16 protein-coding genes are annotated in these 16388 nt (G+C 62.3%); 8 read left to right on the plus strand and 8 right to left on the minus strand.

Features of this window, described 5'->3' with window-relative positions; genetic code table 11:
* Positions 1-38: 38 nt before the first annotated feature.
* Both ACVWYF_RS14790 and ACVWYF_RS14795 read right to left on the minus strand, forming a co-directional pair.
* Complete coding sequence (locus ACVWYF_RS14790) at positions 39-2465, minus strand: TonB-dependent receptor (RefSeq protein WP_457069307.1); 2427 nt, start codon at positions 2463-2465, stop codon at positions 39-41.
* A 108-nt stretch (positions 2466-2573) separates the two neighbouring features.
* Positions 2574-2885, minus strand: a complete 312-nt coding sequence (locus ACVWYF_RS14795) for a hypothetical protein (RefSeq protein ID WP_457069309.1) — start codon at positions 2883-2885, stop codon at positions 2574-2576.
* A gap of 206 nt (positions 2886-3091) precedes the next feature.
* Here ACVWYF_RS14795 and ACVWYF_RS14800 point away from each other — a divergent pair, with 206 nt between their 5' ends.
* The gene (locus ACVWYF_RS14800; protein ID WP_457069311.1) at positions 3092-4306 is read left to right on the plus strand and encodes a GTP-binding protein; all 1215 of its coding nucleotides are present in this window, start codon (positions 3092-3094) and stop codon (positions 4304-4306) included.
* Between the two features lie 4 nt (positions 4307-4310).
* Positions 4311-4715, plus strand: coding sequence for a MerC domain-containing protein (locus tag ACVWYF_RS14805; RefSeq protein WP_457069313.1), 405 nt, complete (start codon positions 4311-4313; stop codon positions 4713-4715).
* A gap of 411 nt (positions 4716-5126) precedes the next feature.
* Here the strand turns inward: ACVWYF_RS14805 and ACVWYF_RS14810 are convergent, their stop codons facing one another.
* The 6 genes from ACVWYF_RS14810 to ACVWYF_RS14835 all read right to left on the minus strand — a co-directional run bounded on the left by ACVWYF_RS14810 (position 5127) and on the right by ACVWYF_RS14835 (position 8769).
* On the minus strand, positions 5127-5432 hold the full coding sequence (locus ACVWYF_RS14810; protein ID WP_457069314.1) for a hypothetical protein: 306 nt from the start codon (positions 5430-5432) through the stop codon (positions 5127-5129).
* Positions 5433-5534: 102 nt separating this feature from the next.
* Positions 5535-5762 (minus strand): hypothetical protein, encoded by a 228-nt coding sequence (locus ACVWYF_RS14815; protein WP_457069316.1) that lies wholly within the window; start codon positions 5760-5762, stop codon positions 5535-5537.
* Between the two features lie 77 nt (positions 5763-5839).
* Complete coding sequence (locus tag ACVWYF_RS14820) at positions 5840-6121, minus strand: hypothetical protein (protein ID WP_161787100.1); 282 nt, start codon at positions 6119-6121, stop codon at positions 5840-5842.
* Complete coding sequence (locus ACVWYF_RS14825; protein ID WP_457069318.1) at positions 6118-6648, minus strand: N-acetylmuramoyl-L-alanine amidase; 531 nt, start codon at positions 6646-6648, stop codon at positions 6118-6120. The genes ACVWYF_RS14820 and ACVWYF_RS14825 overlap by 4 nt, the downstream gene beginning before the upstream one ends.
* Positions 6649-6774: 126 nt before the next feature.
* The gene (locus tag ACVWYF_RS14830; protein ID WP_457069320.1) at positions 6775-7590 is read right to left on the minus strand and encodes a S24 family peptidase; all 816 of its coding nucleotides are present in this window, start codon (positions 7588-7590) and stop codon (positions 6775-6777) included.
* Between the two features lie 819 nt (positions 7591-8409).
* Positions 8410-8769, minus strand: coding sequence for an SLOG family protein (locus tag ACVWYF_RS14835; RefSeq protein WP_457069322.1), 360 nt, complete (start codon positions 8767-8769; stop codon positions 8410-8412).
* Positions 8770-8935: 166 nt separating this feature from the next.
* Here ACVWYF_RS14835 and ACVWYF_RS14840 point away from each other — a divergent pair, with 166 nt between their 5' ends.
* The 6 genes from ACVWYF_RS14840 to ACVWYF_RS14865 all read left to right on the plus strand — a co-directional run bounded on the left by ACVWYF_RS14840 (position 8936) and on the right by ACVWYF_RS14865 (position 16336).
* The gene (locus ACVWYF_RS14840) at positions 8936-9265 is read left to right on the plus strand and encodes a hypothetical protein (RefSeq protein WP_457069324.1); all 330 of its coding nucleotides are present in this window, start codon (positions 8936-8938) and stop codon (positions 9263-9265) included.
* Positions 9258-9548 (plus strand): hypothetical protein, encoded by a 291-nt coding sequence (locus tag ACVWYF_RS14845; protein WP_457069326.1) that lies wholly within the window; start codon positions 9258-9260, stop codon positions 9546-9548. The genes ACVWYF_RS14840 and ACVWYF_RS14845 overlap by 8 nt, the downstream gene beginning before the upstream one ends.
* Before the next feature lie 52 nt (positions 9549-9600).
* Complete coding sequence (locus ACVWYF_RS14850; protein WP_457069327.1) at positions 9601-9915, plus strand: DUF3846 domain-containing protein; 315 nt, start codon at positions 9601-9603, stop codon at positions 9913-9915.
* A gap of 72 nt (positions 9916-9987) precedes the next feature.
* Positions 9988-10692 carry a hypothetical protein gene (locus tag ACVWYF_RS14855; protein WP_457069329.1) on the plus strand — a complete coding sequence of 235 codons (705 nt, stop codon included), beginning with the start codon at positions 9988-9990 and terminating at the stop codon, positions 10690-10692.
* A gap of 84 nt (positions 10693-10776) precedes the next feature.
* On the plus strand, positions 10777-11460 hold the full coding sequence (locus ACVWYF_RS14860; protein WP_457069331.1) for a PD-(D/E)XK nuclease-like domain-containing protein: 684 nt from the start codon (positions 10777-10779) through the stop codon (positions 11458-11460).
* 283 nt (positions 11461-11743) lie between these two features.
* On the plus strand, positions 11744-16336 hold the full coding sequence (locus ACVWYF_RS14865) for an NACHT domain-containing protein (RefSeq protein WP_457069333.1): 4593 nt from the start codon (positions 11744-11746) through the stop codon (positions 16334-16336).
* Positions 16337-16388: the final 52 nt, after the last annotated feature.

The raw sequence follows: 16388 nt of genomic DNA on the forward strand, positions 1-16388 counted from the left end.
GGCGATGTCGAAAAACAGCGAATCGGGTTCGCGAAAGGTTATTTCCGGGCCGCGCCGAAGGCCAGCGGCACCCGCAGGCGCAGGGTCACGTTCTGGCCCAGCTCGTCGAGGAAGTAGCGGTAGCGGTTGAGGTAGTCGCGGTAGCGGGTGTCGAGCAGGTTAGTGCCGGTGAGGCTGATTTCGAGCGGGGTGCGCGGCCCCAGGCGCAGCGTGCCGCCTACTTCGGCCCCCAGCAGCCAGTAGCCGGGGGGCGGGTCCTGGTAGTCGCGCTGTTCGTTGTCGCGCGGCACGCGGGTCTGGCGGCGCACGCCCTGCGCGCCCAGCTGGGCATAAAATCCCGAGAGGCGGCGCGGCGCGGCGAGCGGGCCACCGGCCGGCACTTCGTAGCGCAGCCAGGTTTCGAGGCGGTCGGCGGGGGCCAGGATGAGGTAGTCGTTTAGGCGCAGGTCGCGCTCGACCACCGTGGCGGCTTTCAGGCCCAGCGTGAGCGGGCGGGCCACCCGGTAGGCCACCAGCAGGTCCAGGCCTTGCAGGCGGGCATCGGTTTGCTGGTAGCGGTACGACGGAAACAGGCCCCGAATGTCGAGCACGGGCGGAATGGGCGTTTCAAAAATGTAGTTGTCGATGCCGGTTTGGTACACGGTCAGCTCGCCGTTGAGGCGGGGGTGGTCGTGCCAGCTCAGGCCCAGGGCCACCGAGCGGGCCGTTTCCGGTCCCAGCGTGGGCGTACCGGGCGGGCGCGTGATGTCGTAGCCCTCCTCGTAAATGCCGTTGTGCACGCCCTGGCTGGCCCGCTCGTTGGCGGCCGGGGCGCGTTGCATCAGGCTGGCATCGGCCCGCAGCGTCACATGCGGCCCCAGCTCGCGCACCAGCCCCAGCGAGGCGGCCGGCGTGGTGAAGGCGAAGCTTTCGCGCACTACTTCAAACGTGCCGCTCACGCGGGTGGGCCGGCGGGTGTCGAGGGCGCGGCGGTCGAGGCGCAGGCCCGCTTCGAGCAGCCAGGGGCCGGGGTGCCAGCGCCCAATGGCGTACGCCCCGCCCGTCTGGTTGGTGTAGTACGGGATGAAAAAGCGGCTGCCCGGCCGGTAGGTATTGTCCTGCAACGTGCCGCTCAGGCCCAGCTCGCCGCCGAAATTGCCGCGCGGGCGGGGCACCCAGCGCAGGTCGGCGGTGGTGGTTTGGTTGCGGTAGTCCAGCTCGGGGATGTTCTGGTCGGCCAGATTATCGTTGCGGGGGCGGTGCTTGTCGTACTCGCCGCGCTGGTCGGCCTGCTGGGCCAGGGTCAGGTTCAATTCCCCGCCGCAGCCCGGCAGCTTGTAGTAGCCGCTGAGCTTGAACAGCGTGTGCTGAATCTGTTGGTACGGCCGGCCGATGTGGTAGCCGAACGAGGCCGGCAGCGGGGCCGGCGACGAGCCACGGGCCACCGTATTCCAGTTTTCCGGCACCGGGTACAGGCCCAGCTGGGCGTTGTACTGGCTCACGAAGGCCTCTACGCCCCAGCGCTCCCGCCGCCAGCCCACGGCCCCCGAGTAGTTGTATTCGGCCAGGGCCGAGCTGCTGATGCGGTAGTCGGGCGTGCGGCTGAGGCCGGCGCGGCGCACGGTGCCCTGCGCCCGCCAGGCCAAGCCGGGCAGCTTGCCGGGCGAACCCTGCACCGTGGCCGACACCGCGCCCAGGCCGTTGTTGCTGGCCCCCACCAGGTGCAGGTCGGCGGTAGTGCCGGCCGAATCGGGCAGGGCCGCCGGCTGGGCCAGCACTACCCCGCCAATGGCATCGGCCCCGTAGCGCACGCCGGCCGCGCCCTTCACCACCGTCAGCTGCGAGGCCACGAAGGGGTCGATTTCCGGGCCGTGGTCCTCGCCCCACTGCTGGCCTTCTTGCCGCACGCCGTTGTTGAGCAGCGCCACGCGGTTGGAGTGCAGCCCGTGAATCATGGGCTTGAACACGTTCGGCCCGGTCTGGATGGCGGACACACCGCTCACTTTCAGCAGGGCCTCGCCCAGGCTCTGGCCGCGGGTGGCGGCCAGCTCGCGCCCGGCCAGGGTCGCCGTGGCCTGGGTGGGCGTGGCCGGGGCGGCCGCGCCGCGCACCACGGCCCCGGCCAGCTGCACGGCATCGGGATGGAGCTGGAAGTTGCGGACCACGGCCGTGACCACGCGCACCTCCAGGGTTTCGGCGCGGTAGCCCACGAAGCTTACTTCGAGGTGGTAGGTGCCGGGGCAGACGTGAAAGTGGTAGTTGCCGTCGGCCCCAGTGGCGTTTACCTCGCCGGTTTCGAGCAGGCGCACGGTGGCCCCCGGCAGCAGTACGCCGGCTTCGTGGTCGGCCACACGGCCAGCTAACGCCAAGGTGCAGGCTGCGGGCGCCGGAGCAGTTTGCGCCCGGCTTGGCTGGGCCAACAGGCTCAGCAGCACCACGCTCAGCCACGCCGCGATGCGGCCCGGCAGGCAGGAAACAATTCCCATGAAGTAGAAAAGGGGCTGCCTTGCAGGCAGCATAAGCGCGAGCCGGTCCCAGACCGCGGCGCAGTCAGGACAGGGCGTAGCTTAAACTAGCTAAAGTCGGGGTGCCGCTTAGGCCAGTGGCGGCCCGCGCAGCTGGGCGGGGCAGCGCGCAATCCAGGGCGCGGTGGCCACGGTGGGCACGGGCGCGGTGGCAAAGCACGGCTGCGTGGCCGGAGTCGGTACCACCACCGGCGCACCTGGTAAAAAGGGCACGCTATACAGGTCTTCGACCGGGCAGTGCTTGTGCTGGACGCTCACCAGGGCTTTGCCCTTATGGCGGAAGGCCGGGGCCTGGGCGGGCTCCTCGGTGGTATGCTCGTGGCCGTGCAGCGCCAGTATCCATGCCTCCGGCAGCAGCGTCCGCGTGAGGCAGAGCAGCATAAGCAAGGTGAAATACGGGCGGAGAACGAAGCGCAACGGCGTAATATTAAACAGGCTCCCTAATACGCGGAACCGTCGCTAGTAGGTTCCAGGCGACGGACAAAGGTACAAACAAAAGCCAATGACAGATTTTTATTAATGCAACTTAGTTGCATTAAGGTTTGCCTCCCGCTACCTTTGCCTGGCATTTAAATCCCTTTGTTGATATGGTAACTCCCCTTCCCGCACAGCGCAAACTGCCGGTTACCGTGCTCAGCGGCTTCCTGGGCGCGGGCAAAACCACCTTGCTCAACCACGTGCTGCACAACCGCGCGGGCCTGAAAGTGGCCGTCATCGTCAACGACATGAGCGAGGTGAACATCGACGCCAACCTGGTGGCCCGCGAGGGCGGCCTCTCGCGCACCGAGGAAAAACTGGTGGAAATGAGCAACGGCTGCATCTGCTGCACCCTGCGCGAGGACCTGATGCTGGAAGTGGAAAAGCTGGCCCTGGAAAACCGCTTCGACTACCTGCTCATCGAAAGCACCGGCATCTCCGAGCCGCTGCCGGTAGCCCAGACCTTCTCCTTCGTGAGCGAAGACGGAGCCATCGACCTGAGCCGCTACTCGCGCCTCGACACGATGGTGACCGTGGTCGATGCCTTCAATTTCGCCACCGATTTCGGCAGCCTCGACCGCCTGCCCGACCGCCAGCTCAACGAAGCTGACCCACAGGACGAGCGCGCCATTGTGAACCTGCTCACCGAACAGGTTGAGTTCGCCAACGTCATTGTCCTCAACAAGGCCGACTTGGTTGAGCCGCGCTTTCTGGGCGAGCTGCGGGCCATTCTGGGCCAGCTCAATCCCAGCGCGCGCATCGTCGAGGCCACGTTCGGCAAGGTCGGGCTGGAACACCTTCTCAATACCGGCCTCTTCAACTTTGAGGAAGCGGAACAAAGCCGGGGCTGGCAGGAGGAGCTGAAAAAAGCGCATCACACCCCCGAAACCGAAGAATATGGCATCGGCAGCTTCGTCTTCCGCGATAGCCGGCCCTTCCATCCGCAGCGGTTCTGGGACTACATTGCCGACGGCTGGCCGGGCGAGGTCATCCGTAGCAAGGGCCTGTTCTGGCTGGCCTCCCGCCCCGCCGATGCCCTGAACTGGGGCCAGGCCGGCGGCTCGCTGCGCACCGAAAGCGCGGGCTCCTGGTGGGCCGCCATCGAGCGCCCCGAACTCAACCCCACCTTCCGGGAAAACCGAGCCACCATCATGGCCCGCTGGGATACCCGGTTTCAGGACCGCCAGAACGAGTTGGTGTTCATCGGCCAGGACGTGCCCGAGGCGCGGGTGCGCCAAGAGCTCGAAGCCTGCCTCTGCACCGAAACCGAAATCAACCACTGGCAGCGCGGCGGCTCGTTTCAGGACCCCTGGCCCGCCTTCTAAGCCCATGCCTACCTTCTCCTTTCGCCGCGCCGCCGACTACGGCGGCGTGCTCAACGCCGTGCTCTGCGGGGTGCATTGCGCCGTGGGGCCGCTGCTGCTGGTCTGGTGGGGCACCCGCAACCCCGGTGCCACCGCCGAGCGCTGGGAACTGGCATTCCTGGTCTTGAGTGGCGTGCTGGTAGCGCTGGCTACCCGGCGGCATTCCTCCACGGGGCTGCGCCTGCTGCTGTGGGGGTTGTTCGCCGTGTTTGCGGCGGCGGCCCTGCTGGCCGAACGCTGGCCGGCGCTGCAAGCCGTACAATACGCGGCTTCGGCGGGCCTCATTGCCGCGCATTTGCTGAACCAGCGGCATTGCCGCCGCTGCGTGGCGGGCCCGTCCTCCCACCATGCCCATCGAGTTGCTGAGTAACGAGTAGGCCGTCCGCCGCGGCCGCTACCACGTCGTCACCAGCCCGGACGATATCAAAAAAAATACCCCGCTCGCAAACTGCAAGCGGGGTATTCAGCAACAAAATACGGGAAAGGTTGCCCGGAATGGGAAGGTCGGAAGATGAAATTTATGGCTTAAGCTTCGGCTTTTCCTTCCGAACGCCCTTGAACGGCTTCCCGTCCTGCTTCACGTCCATAAAGCGCCCCGTTTCCGTGTCCCGCTTCACGAATTGCTCCGTTACGGGGTTGAAAGTCTGCGAGCGTTTGCGTACGGCCCCTTTGCGGGCCCCGTCGCCAATTGGTGGGTTGGTTGCCATTGGTATGGTGCTGAATGATGTACAAGAAGTTACGGCTTATTTTGCGTACCGCGCCGCCCGGTAACTAATAAGCTTCAGTCGAGCACAGTATTGGCCGGTAGCACCACGCCGCCGTTGCCATCGGGTATCGTCACCTGAAGCAAAACTTCCTCACCGGGCGTGCTTTGGTTGAGCTTGTCGAGCAGTACTTCTTGCCCGGAATTCTCCCACAGCGAGTGCATCAGGATGGTTTGCGTGCTCAAATCCACGATGTACACGCGGTTCAGCTCGTTGATGACTTCAGCGGCATCGTCGCCGGCCCCGATGGCATCCATCAGCCTCTGCGCGTACCCGCGGGCTTTGCGGTCGGCCGTCGCGCGCAGCTTGATAGCCCGTTTCATGCGACGGCGAAATTGGATTTGGTAAGCAGTTAAGCTGGCCATGTTCTGAAAAGTAAAAAGATGAATAAAAAGCCCGAATGGGCAATAGAAAGGGCCGAAAGCTTAGGGTTCCGACCGGGTGGTGAGCTGGCTCACGGCGGCGGCCACGGCCCCGGCCGTAATCAGGTAGCCCCCGACCGCCGCCATGGCCGCCGGTAGCGCCACCGGGCTGGCCACGATGGCCGCACCCACGCCGGCCAGCACCAGGCCCACGCGCCGCAACACGGTGAAAAACTTGGGGGTTGGAGCCTGCAGGCGCTGCAGCATTCCGAGGGATTCGGTTGGTTGCATAAACAATGAGTTATGGTGAGGAAATAGCTGCGTTATTCGCTCCCAGGCAATGCTGGTGAGGTTTATTGCGGATTCCGCTACGGCGGCCGCCGGTTGTGGTCGGCCATGAACAGTGCCTCAATTCGCCGCAAGGAGTCGTTGATGTACTGCAGCTTCACATCGATTTTGGCCTCCAGCTGCGCGATGTCATTCTTCCAGTTGGCCTTCATCTCCGCAATGCTCTGCTGCGCATTCGCCAGCTTCACTTGCTCCTCAATTTGCTTGGCCCGCAGCTCGCGCACCTCCTCATAAAACGCCCGCAGAAAGAACGCAATGATGGCCACCGTAGCCCCGAGTACCCACTGAAACACGTCCATCACAAGGCCGAATCAGGAGTGTGAGCAACCGCCGCCGGCACCGGAAACCGGAACGGGTTACCCGTCCATATCCGCCGGTCGGGGATACCAATTTCGCGACAGAAATCCGGCACCCAGTAGGCCGGGCAGGCTTTTTCACGCACCTGGTTGTGCCCCAGCACCCGCAGGTTGGGATAGGCCGCCACGTAGTCGCGCACCAGCTTGGTCAGCGCCGTGCGCTGCGGGGCGGTGCGGTTATCCACGGCCTGCATCAGCGTGCCCACGCCCCCGGTGTAGCAGATATGTACCGTGTTGCTGTTCGAAACCTTAATGCCCAAGCCCGCATACGGGTAGGTGCCGTTGGTCACCAGCGCGTCGCTGTAGAGCCGCACGGCCCGCCCGTCGGCTTCCACGAGCCAGTGGTAGCCGCCGCGGCTCCAGCCGCGCCCGCCCTCGACCACGGGCCGCATGAAGTAGGCCTGCAGCTCCCGCGCCGTCCAGGCCTGACTGCCTGCCGTGCAATGCAAAATCAGAAATTCAATGGTCCGCATAGTCGTTGTCGCGGGGCCAATTGGAGCCCCACAGTTTCAACGACAAAGCACCGGTTCAGCGCCCGCAAAAGCCAGCGCAAAAACCGGTAGAAACGGCCGGGCCGCCCGCTTCCGGCCGCCTATAACCTACTTCACCTCCTTGCCGCCGGTGCGTTCCATCACCAGTTGGCGCAGCTGCTGCGAATCCTTGGTCATGGCCTCGAGCATCCCCAGCAGCCGCTCGCTGGCGTTGGCCGGAATATTCGTCGTGACCCGCGCCACCACTTCCCACAGTTCCTTCACCTCCTCGAAGGGCAGCAGTTGCGAGCCGTAGAACGAGTTGTCAAACTTCAGCTCCACTGACTCGCCGGTCCGTAGCGGGCCGCCCAGCCGCGCCGGCCGCACGTCCGCCTCCGTCACCACCACGTACAGATGGCTTGGCGGTATGAGGTCCCAGCGCTTCACGCGGCGGCCCACCACAATGTCGCCGTGGCCCACGGTGGACCCCAGCCGGTCGCCTTCCACCTCAAACGCCCGGTGAAACTCGGCCGTGAAGCCCGGCAGCGTCAAGGTTTCAAACGCCCGCAGCCCGTCCGGCAACCCCGCCTGGTGCCAGTACTGGTCCTGCGTCATCGCCGGCACCAGCACCACGCTGCCAGCGCTTGGTGTGGGCACCGCTGCTGCCATCGGCTCAGCGGGCACCGGTTCCGATGCCGTATGCAGCATCGGCGCGGTGCCCGTCAACAGCCATTCGGCCCGCACCTCGGGGTACGCCCGCAGCATGTCCACCAGCGTCTCGAAACCAGGTTTCGCCTCGTGCCGAATCAATGCATAAAGCTTGTTCGGCCGGTCATAGCCCATTAGCCCCGCCATCTGGTAGGCATTCTGGCCGTAATGCGCCAGCAAAGCCGCCAGCCGGTCCCCGAAACGCTCTTGTTGTTCCTGCTGCTGTTCCATACACAAATACTGTACACTAATATACCCACAAACATACCATTTTTGTCCGGTATACTGTACAACACTGTCTACTCCCACTTTGAACCCGCTAACACTTAACAGTTTCAGTTGGGCGGCTCCCCGGCCCTCCGCTTTGCTGCGGGCCGGGGCCAGGCTGTCCAGGGGTCCGCTGACGCTCCCGTGCTGCGCACCGCTCCCTTCGGTCGCGCCCTTCCCATCCTTGCCGCATCCGCCCGATTCAGTTGCTGCTGCTGCGACAACACCCTGCGCTCCGGCCCACTTCACTGCGCTTCCTTCGCAACGCGGCGCTTCGGTCGTTGCTCCTGGCGTCGCGCCTCCCTCCGCTTGCTATGGCTCCGGTCGCTGCGTTCAGCCGGCCTCCGCTACCGCAAAACCACCGCACCCGCCCGGCTCCCGTTAGTCGCCCGGCTCTTTCTCCGCTCCCGGGCCGCGCAGGCCCGAAAAAAGGCCCTGCGCCGCCCGCTCGCTCCCCTACAACAAGGGGCAGGCCACGGGCTAAAAAGAGCCCGCCGCCCGCGCCGTACTATCTGCGTTCAGGCCACGCAGGCCAATAAGCAAGGCCCGCTTCACGGAGTGTTTTATTGGGGAGTACCCCAAGCCCCCGCCATCATGCCCAGGCTTGCCGCCCGGTCATCCTCCTCGGGCTCCACCGCCTCCCGTTGGTCGGCCGCTACTCCCTCACAAGGCCCGCTTCGCGGAGGTTCTACCGGGAGCCTCGAGGCCGGCCCCCAAACCCCCTGGCCGAGGGTATTTAAGGCTTGTTCAGGGGCCAGTGCCCGGTGCTGCCCGGCAGCCGGGGCGGGGCTAGTCCAAGGGCAGCAGCTCGCAGCGGCGGCCCAGGCGGCGGGCGGCTTTCAGGGCGCTTAGGGTCCCCTTGCTGCGCCCGTCCCACACCACCAGCACCAGGCTAGCCCGGCGCACTATTTCGGCGTTGCGCACGTGGGGCGCGGCCGTGGGGCCGTGGGTGGCATAGTCGGGCCGCAGTTCCGTCAGCGGCACGCCGTGCGTCCTGGCCCAGGTGGCGGCCAGCGCGTCCACACCGGCCGCGCCGCCGCTCACCACTTCCGCCGGGTTCAGTTCCGCCAGCCGGGCCAGCAGTGCGGCGCAGCTTTTCACACCCCGGCTGCCCACCACGGCCACCACCTTTTTCTGGTTGTTTTCCATACTCAAATGTACAAAATAATTAACAAACTTTGTGCATTTATCTGTACAGAAGTCTTGTATATTGTACATAGTTTTGTATCTTTGAGTATCAAGTCGGGAGAGGCCCGACTGCCCGCCCTACCCGGAGGCCTACGGCGCGGGGCACCCACGGCTAACACATACAGCCATGCAACCCAATCAACTTCTGCAGCTCGCTGCTGCCGCCTGGAAAGGCCCCGCCCTGTGCTCGTTTTCGGGCATCTATGTTTCGCAGTCCGCCGCTACCTATGGCAAGGGCGGCACCACTTGGCACGTCATGCTTAGCCTGGCCAGCCGGCCGGAGTGCCAGCCTTCCGGTGGGTTCGCCGGCATGTCACCCTGCCCGTTCCAGGCGCTACGCCTGGCCTTTCGTGCCATGCGGGCCGCTGCCCCCGGCTATGCTTTTGTGGCCCTGTGGGAGGTGTTGAAGGCCGAGGATGAATACGCCGGTTGCCCGGTTGCCCTGGCCCGTGGTTAGTGTCGCCGCTCCCATCGTTCAGGTGGGGGCGGCCGTGCCGCCCACCGCCGCCGCCTTGCAGGTGGCCACCGTTGCGCTGGCCACCGCCCGCACCGCCTGGCTGGCCGCCCCTTTCGAAGAGTGCAGCACCGCCGGCGCGTGGTGGGCCGCATTGGAGGCTGCCCGCACCGCCTACTTCTCCGCTTGGTTCGCCCACCGCGCCGCTACTCGTCCGGCTCCCGCGCCGCGTCCGTCGCTGGCCGGCACCACCCCCATGGGCTTGCTGCTGGCCGCCCGTTCCTAATTTTTTCACCAGGGGCCGCCCCGTCGGGCGGCCCCACTAAAGAACCTTCCCCATGCCCCAAACCACCGTTACCTACCAGCCTCAACTGCTCGACCCGCACAGCGCCGCGCCGCAGCCGGTGAGCCCCCGCAACGGCAAAAGCTTCAAGCTGGCCGAATTGTACGAGCTGCTCGATTGCCAGCTTGTCGATGTGGTGCGCCTCACGCCCGAACTGATTTTGATAATCGACGACGAAGGCAAGTTCCGCAACCCGGCTTACCTCAACCTGCTGGCCACCTACCTGTGGCACCAGCACGTGCCCGCCGCCCGCGGCGTCGACTCCATTGTCGGCCGCGTCATTCTGTGCCACGACAAGCAATTCAAATAAACCCAACCTCAATACGGCGCAGGGGCCGACCGCCAACGGGCCCCGCTTTTTCAATTCCAACCAGTTACCACTATGTCAACCGCCACCAAAACCGCCAAAACCACCACTGCAGCCGCCCCGGCCGTTGCCGCCGCTCCCGTCATGGCCATTGTGGCCGCCGCGCTGCGCCCGGCCTACCTTACCGAGAAGGCCGACGAAGCCACTGGCGAAGTGGTGCAGGTGTCGCGCTTTCGCTACCTGCCCGGCCACCCCCGCCAGGTGCGCTTCGATGCCAAAGCTGGCCAGTTCAACATCAACGGCACGGTGCCGCTTGGGGCTTCCATCTCGTTTGTGCCGCTGGCCTGGCGCGTATTTCAAGATGACATTCTGAACATGGGCCGCAAGCTGTGGGCCGAGCTGTTTTTTGCCGACGACAAGGGCGCTGTGTGCGCCGTGCTCTTCCACGGCTACAGCGTTGAAAACCTCTACCGCCTCATTGAGCCCCTGTTTTACGACGACCTCACCCTGGCCGACGTGGTAGTAAAGGCGCAAGCGGTGAAGAAGGAAACCACGAAGGACGGCAAGAAGGCCACGTATTATATCGCAGAGTTCAGCTACGAAGCCGCCGCCGCGGCCGAGGTAGCCGCCCGCCGAGACTTTGCCCATGACTTCCCCATCTGGCGCGCCGAGACGCACACCGGCAAAGCCGACACGCGCATTGTCCATGGCTACGCCGTGCCCGCCGAGGCCGAAACCCCCGCCGAAGACGAGGCTGAAGCCCTGGCCATTGCCGCCTAGCACCTTGCCCGGCCGCCCGCCCCACACCGGAGCGGGCGGCCCTGGCAAGGCCCCTAATTCCTATTCCTAGCTCTTCATTGTCCCATGTTCTATAACCTCACCCAGCACCCCAACCTGACCCAGGCCCAGCACCGCGCCCTGCCTCACGCCAGCAATACCGACCTCTCCAACCTCAAAGCCGAGCTAATGGGCCAACTCCGCCGGCCCAACCCCGACGCCCTGGCCTACGGCTCGGCTTTCCACGCCGCCACCCTGGAGCCGCGCACCTACGCCCGCACCGCCGACCGCTGCCCGTGGGCCCAGCTCGAAGCCCTGGCCCGCCACGTGCGCCGCCACCGCTACTGCCGCGACCTGCTTTACCGAGGCACCGCCGAGCTCACCCACACCGCCATTCACATCGATACCGGAGTCGAAGTCAAAGTGCGCCCCGACCTGCTAGTCGTCAGCCCCGGCGGCCGCGCCCGCACCATCATTGACTTCAAAACCACCAGTTGCCCCGACCTGCCGCACTTCCTGGCCAGCGCCGAGCAGTACGACTACGACCGCCAGGCCGCGCTTTACCTCGACGCGCTGCAAGCCACCCGCTTTCTCATCATCGGCGTGCAGAAACGAAACCCGCACCAGGTATGGGTATATGACGCCACGGCCGCCCCCGGTTTCATCGAGCAGGGCCGCCGAAAATACAACGCCCTGTTACGCCGCTACGCTACTATGCAAGCATCGGAAGTGGAGCAGTATGCAGCCCCTTCATTGACCTTGGCCGCCTGACTCTGAAAGCGTCCCGCTGGCAGCGCCAGCGGGGCGTTTTTGGCCGGTTCGCGCCGGAATCGGCGTGCTGACGCACGGGTCCGTGGCCGGTGGGTCGCACTCCGTTGCTCCTTTCCGCCGCCCCCGGCCCCAACAAGTTTGCGTTCAGGCCACGCAGGCCAAAACCATTCCACTGACCTGTTTCATTTTATTTAGTGGTAAAGCTCGGTAAATGCGGTTGCGGGCTTGCATCTTGCGCCAATTTAAACTCGAGGATAGCAGCAAACAATATTAAGTGTAGGGTATGGCTCGTAGTGGTGGTGCTGGCAATTTTAGTGGGGTTGATTATCAGCTGCTGTTTACGGCCACTCGTTTGGCGGAGGCATTGGTTTCTGACGCGGTTATCTCGGCGCATCCCGAGGTCCACGACCTGTTGCCCCATCCAGGCCTAAACGCGGAAACATTTTCCGGGCTAAAACCTGCCGTCGATGATTTAGTGGTATTGCGCCGCCAGCAGCCGCCTACCCACTACAGCTTGAAGTACCAGGCCAGTCAGCCGCATTGGGACGTGGGCCATCTGAAGTCACGGCAAGTCCTCGCCGATTTTTACCAGCAGCATCAGCAGAACCCCACTGCCAGTATTGTATTAGTCTCCCAAAGCCCTCCGGCCCGCGAGCTGCAAGACTGCTTGGATAGGGTGCAAGGCGCCACGCCCCAAACGCTACTGCACCTGCTTGAATCAACGGCAGCCCAAAAGGCTTACGCCAGCATCGAGACGTTTCTGGCGGACACGTTCAGCTGCTCAACCGTTGAAGTCATTGCTTTCCTCCAACGGATTAGCTTTTTGCACCGGCCCGCCGAGCTCCTGGAATTAGAGCTGAACTACTTACTGGGCCCCCTTGTGGCCAATGTAGCCCTCGTAATGGATGCCTTGAAAGGGCTTGCCCTTCATTACGGAAGAATCCAGCAGCCACTTACGGCGCAGCTGCTGGCCGACGAGCTGGCTCGGCGCGACATTTATCTGATTGCGCCGCCCAATGCGGTAGAAGTCCAACAGCAGCTTGACCGTCTGGCGACAATGCTGACCAGCGCGCCCGCTTCATTGCGACGAGACGGCATCCATCACCACATTATCCGGCCCGAAGTACTGGCCATGGTGGATTGGGTGCAAAGCCCGGTAAAGCCAGTAACCAGCGCCGATGATAACACCGTTGGAGTTACCCCCAGGAACCGCAGCAAAATTGTGGTGGGTGGGGCAGGAGTGGGCAAAACCGTAGTGATGCGCGACATCTACTACGAATTGCGCCGACGGCATATTCCCGTGCTGGCCTTGAAAGCCGACCGGCTACGCACGGCGAGCAAAGGAGAATTGCTGGAGCGAATTCAGCAAGAAGGGCTTGCCCACCCGCTGTTTCAGGCGTTGACCGTTCTGAGCTCTCCCTCGCAGCCTGCCGTGGTGCTGGTCGACCAGCTCGACGCGTTGTCCTTATGCTTATCCACGGACCGCTCGCCGCTGCGGAGCTACGCGGAACTGCTGACCGAGCTCAGCATACTGCCCAACGTGCGGTTCATTATGGCCTGCCGCAGCTTTGATTTGCAGTATGACCCCGATTTAAGCCAGTTCAATTCCGCCGAACGGGTAGAGATTCCGCTGCTCAACGACCAGCAGATTATTGAGGCTTTGCAAGCCTTTGCCAGCACGGAAACCGCCGCGTCATTGCCCGTACTGCTCCGGGAACTGCTTCGTACACCCCTCTATCTCGAGCTGTATACTTCGCTGGAACCAGAAGACCGGGGCGACTCGCCAATAACCACGGCACAGGAGTTATTTCGCCGTTTCCTGAACCAGAAAATACTGCGCGACCTGCCTACCCACCTCACCAGAGAGCAAGTAGAAAGCAGCCTAAACCGCTTAGCTGTTGACTTGCAACGGTTGCAAACATTGGCGTTGCCCGCTCGCCCATACGAGGAGGAGGACAGTGGTGCAATAGAATGGTTGGCCAGCCGGGGAGTGCTACTGAAATTGCCGGGTCGGCCCCAGATGCTGCAGTTTTTCCACCAGTCGTTTTTCGACTTCATTTTTGCACGCCAGTTTGTTCGGGGAAAACAGTCGCTCACCAAGCTAATATTGAACTCGGACCAAGGGCTGTTTTTTCGCGCTACCGTGCGCCAGGTATTGGTCTACCTGCGCGGTACCAACCCACTTGCCTACGAGGAAACCCTGCGTGACCTGCTCACCAGCACCATCCGCTTTCATATCCGTTTGTTGGTTGTCCAGCACCTCGCCACCGTTTCCGACCCAACCCAACAGGAAAAGCAGGTAGTGGCCACCTGCGTTTTGCCTAGCCCTCAACTGTGCGCGCCTTTTCTGGAAAGCGCTATTGTTCGGGCGTGGCAAGAATGGCTGTGCGAGCCCCCAATCTTCGATTCCCTGGTGCCGGAACTGCCAGGTCTGGATGCCTCATCTTCCGCCCACAAACTATTCCATAACCTCACGTATCAGGCACCCGACCTGTGCCTACGGCAGCTGGCTACTATGCCCGAGAGTGAACACAAGGCACCATGGGTGGCCAATACCTTGTTCCGAATTCAAAATTGTGCGGACCCGCTGCTGCCCCAGTTATTCGACCAATACGTCGCTGGTCGCAAGGCAGAATGGGATTATGCCTTTTGGTCTGGCCTTGACAAAGCCACCCGGGCCTATCCTGACTGGGTAGCGGGTCATATGATTAGCTGCCTGGGCGGCGAGGTAAGCGCACCGGTCAGCCAGCACGCGCGGTCAATACTGCGCAAAATCGTCGAAGCCCTGTATACCTGCGCACCTGCCACTGCCCTGGCCATGTGCGCCCAGTTGTTTACGGCGTGGCTCAATCAGGAAGCTAAGCAGTATCGGGTGCCGCGAAAGCATCTGATTCATAGCAGCTTGAACTTCATGCACTTTGACCCCAATGGGAGCAAGAGCAGTAACATTCGGGAGCGTGTCTATGAAAATACCCGCGACTTTTTACGCTCTTCCGCCGCGACTCTTTCCCCCAGCCAGCAACTCTTAATTGAGCAGTGGCTGTGCAGCCGTCAGAGCATTCTTATTCAGTTAGGCTTGGAGGCAGTTGTCGCGGCATCCTTGCTGTTTCAACCTGCTTTTATCCAGTTGCTCACCCAGCCCAGCTGGCTGCATGCTGCCGCTGGAACTCCCCAGATTTTGTATCTAGTTCAGACTATTCTATTTAAAACCTGGGATGGCCTCGATATTATTCACCAAAAACTGCTTGCCGAAGCTTTCCTTGCTGCATTGCGGCCGGTAAGCTACTTTAAAAAAGACCGTGCCCGATATCCGTTCACGGTGTACGGTATCGGCCGGTACGGTCAGGAAACCTATGGCTACCTGGGAGCTATTACATCAGCCCAACTGGCGGCATTCCCCAAGCTGCAACGCCTTCACGCCGAGTTACACCGCCGTTACGGACCACTACTCATTTCTAAGCCGGAGGCACCCATCCGAATGCGGTCTGGCGAACGGTCGCCAGCCTACTCTTGGAAAACCACGCGGGTGAGTACAAAGCAATGGCTTCAGAGCTTGCGTAGATACCGGGCCGTCGATGAAAACGAAAGTTTCTTTTCGGATAAGGGTACCTACCGCGGCCTGGTCAGCCAGCTGGGGGAGTTAATCAAGGGTGACCCGCAAGAATACCTGCCACTGCTCCAGGAATTATTAGCTGCCAACGATGAGAGCGTGATTTCTCTCCTCTCCAATTTGCAGGAAGCAGCCCCAGACCTAGCTGTTCCACTCATCGAGCAGGCATACAACCAGGGCCTTCTAAGTACTGATTCAAGTCAAACCACTTGGCTGCTTCGCGCCGTGCGGGATGCGCATAACGAACAGCCAGCATTCGTCGTGCGGCATCATTTAGCCGTGTTGAGGGCACACTTAGTCGACGACCGTGCCATTGAAGAAGTAAATCAAATACGTATTTCAAGCATCAATACCACTGGCGGCGCGGCGGTGTATGCTTTGCTGCAAGGACGGTTCTCCTCAATTTTATATCCTGAGGTGCTAGCGACCCTGCAGGCAGTTATAACCACCGGCTCCTGGACCGTGCGTGCGGCAGCGTTGCAATACGTGGCCATGCTGCTCAACGTCGCCGATGGCCCCGGTGACGTGGTAGGCCTATTCTGTGGGCTTGTCGGAAAGGATTATCGCCTGTTGGAAGCCGGGACATGGTCCTTAAACTATTTGCTATGGCGCGACTTGCCCCGCATCCTTCAGCTGCTTACAGCCGCATTGACTGAGCCGGATATGCACGAAACCATCGTCCACTACGCCACGGTGGCTTGGATGCACAATGAGGCAGGTGCCCAGGACCTACTGGAGCAAGTTTGGACCTTGTCTCCCAATACCCGCGCATCATCCCTCAAACTGCTGGCTGAGCACTTCAAAAAACCGGCGGAGCGGCCGCGGTTCTTCGAGCTGTGCGAGCGGTTTTTACTGGGGGCCAACGACGAATTACGTCAGGCCTATGATTGGTGCTTCACCTGTCTGACGATACTGGATTTCGACCCGCTTATGCCGAAGTTGGCAGGTTATTTTCAAGCGTTCGGTTACGATTTAGAAAGCGACCATTTTCTTATTGAATACCTGGCCACCTGCGTACGGCAGCGGCCCGTACAATGCATAGAGGCATTGAAGCAGCTTTTCGCCTGCCTCGACCCTCAACGATTTTACCACAGCACCGAAGAATCATTGCAGCTCCTTTTGGAAGCCTATACCGTCTTGCCTACCGGTGAGCCGGGCGCGGTGGCTCGCGGTCAAGCCCTGGACCTTCTTGACCAGTTGCTGCTTCGGGCGGACTATCGTCCCCAAGTCAGAGCCTTGGTGGAGCTATCCGACCGAATGATATAAAGCCTGTTAAAGAAGTGCTAGATATAGCGTGAGTTGTTTTCGAACGGTCTCA

Source organism: Hymenobacter sp. UYAg731 (assembly GCF_054061335.1).

Excerpts from the sequence above, each read along its gene's own strand:
- ACVWYF_RS14795 (WP_457069309.1), bottom strand. The coding sequence starts at position 2,885 with ATGCTGCTCTGCCTCACGCGGACGCTGCTGCCGGAGGCATGGATACTG.
- ACVWYF_RS14825 (WP_457069318.1), bottom strand. The coding sequence starts at position 6,648 with ATGCGGACCATTGAATTTCTGATTTTGCATTGCACGGCAGGCAGTCAG.
- ACVWYF_RS14810 (WP_457069314.1), bottom strand. The coding sequence starts at position 5,432 with ATGAAACGGGCTATCAAGCTGCGCGCGACGGCCGACCGCAAAGCCCGC.
- ACVWYF_RS14805 (WP_457069313.1), top strand. The coding sequence starts at position 4,311 with ATGCCTACCTTCTCCTTTCGCCGCGCCGCCGACTACGGCGGCGTGCTC.
- ACVWYF_RS14835 (WP_457069322.1), bottom strand. The coding sequence starts at position 8,769 with ATGGAAAACAACCAGAAAAAGGTGGTGGCCGTGGTGGGCAGCCGGGGT.
- ACVWYF_RS14860 (WP_457069331.1), top strand. The coding sequence starts at position 10,777 with ATGTTCTATAACCTCACCCAGCACCCCAACCTGACCCAGGCCCAGCAC.
- ACVWYF_RS14790 (WP_457069307.1), bottom strand. The coding sequence starts at position 2,465 with ATGGGAATTGTTTCCTGCCTGCCGGGCCGCATCGCGGCGTGGCTGAGC.
- ACVWYF_RS14840 (WP_457069324.1), top strand. The coding sequence starts at position 8,936 with ATGCAACCCAATCAACTTCTGCAGCTCGCTGCTGCCGCCTGGAAAGGC.
- ACVWYF_RS14800 (WP_457069311.1), top strand. The coding sequence starts at position 3,092 with ATGGTAACTCCCCTTCCCGCACAGCGCAAACTGCCGGTTACCGTGCTC.
- ACVWYF_RS14815 (WP_457069316.1), bottom strand. The coding sequence starts at position 5,762 with ATGCAACCAACCGAATCCCTCGGAATGCTGCAGCGCCTGCAGGCTCCA.
- ACVWYF_RS14865 (WP_457069333.1), top strand. The coding sequence starts at position 11,744 with ATGGCTCGTAGTGGTGGTGCTGGCAATTTTAGTGGGGTTGATTATCAG.
- ACVWYF_RS14855 (WP_457069329.1), top strand. The coding sequence starts at position 9,988 with ATGTCAACCGCCACCAAAACCGCCAAAACCACCACTGCAGCCGCCCCG.
- ACVWYF_RS14850 (WP_457069327.1), top strand. The coding sequence starts at position 9,601 with ATGCCCCAAACCACCGTTACCTACCAGCCTCAACTGCTCGACCCGCAC.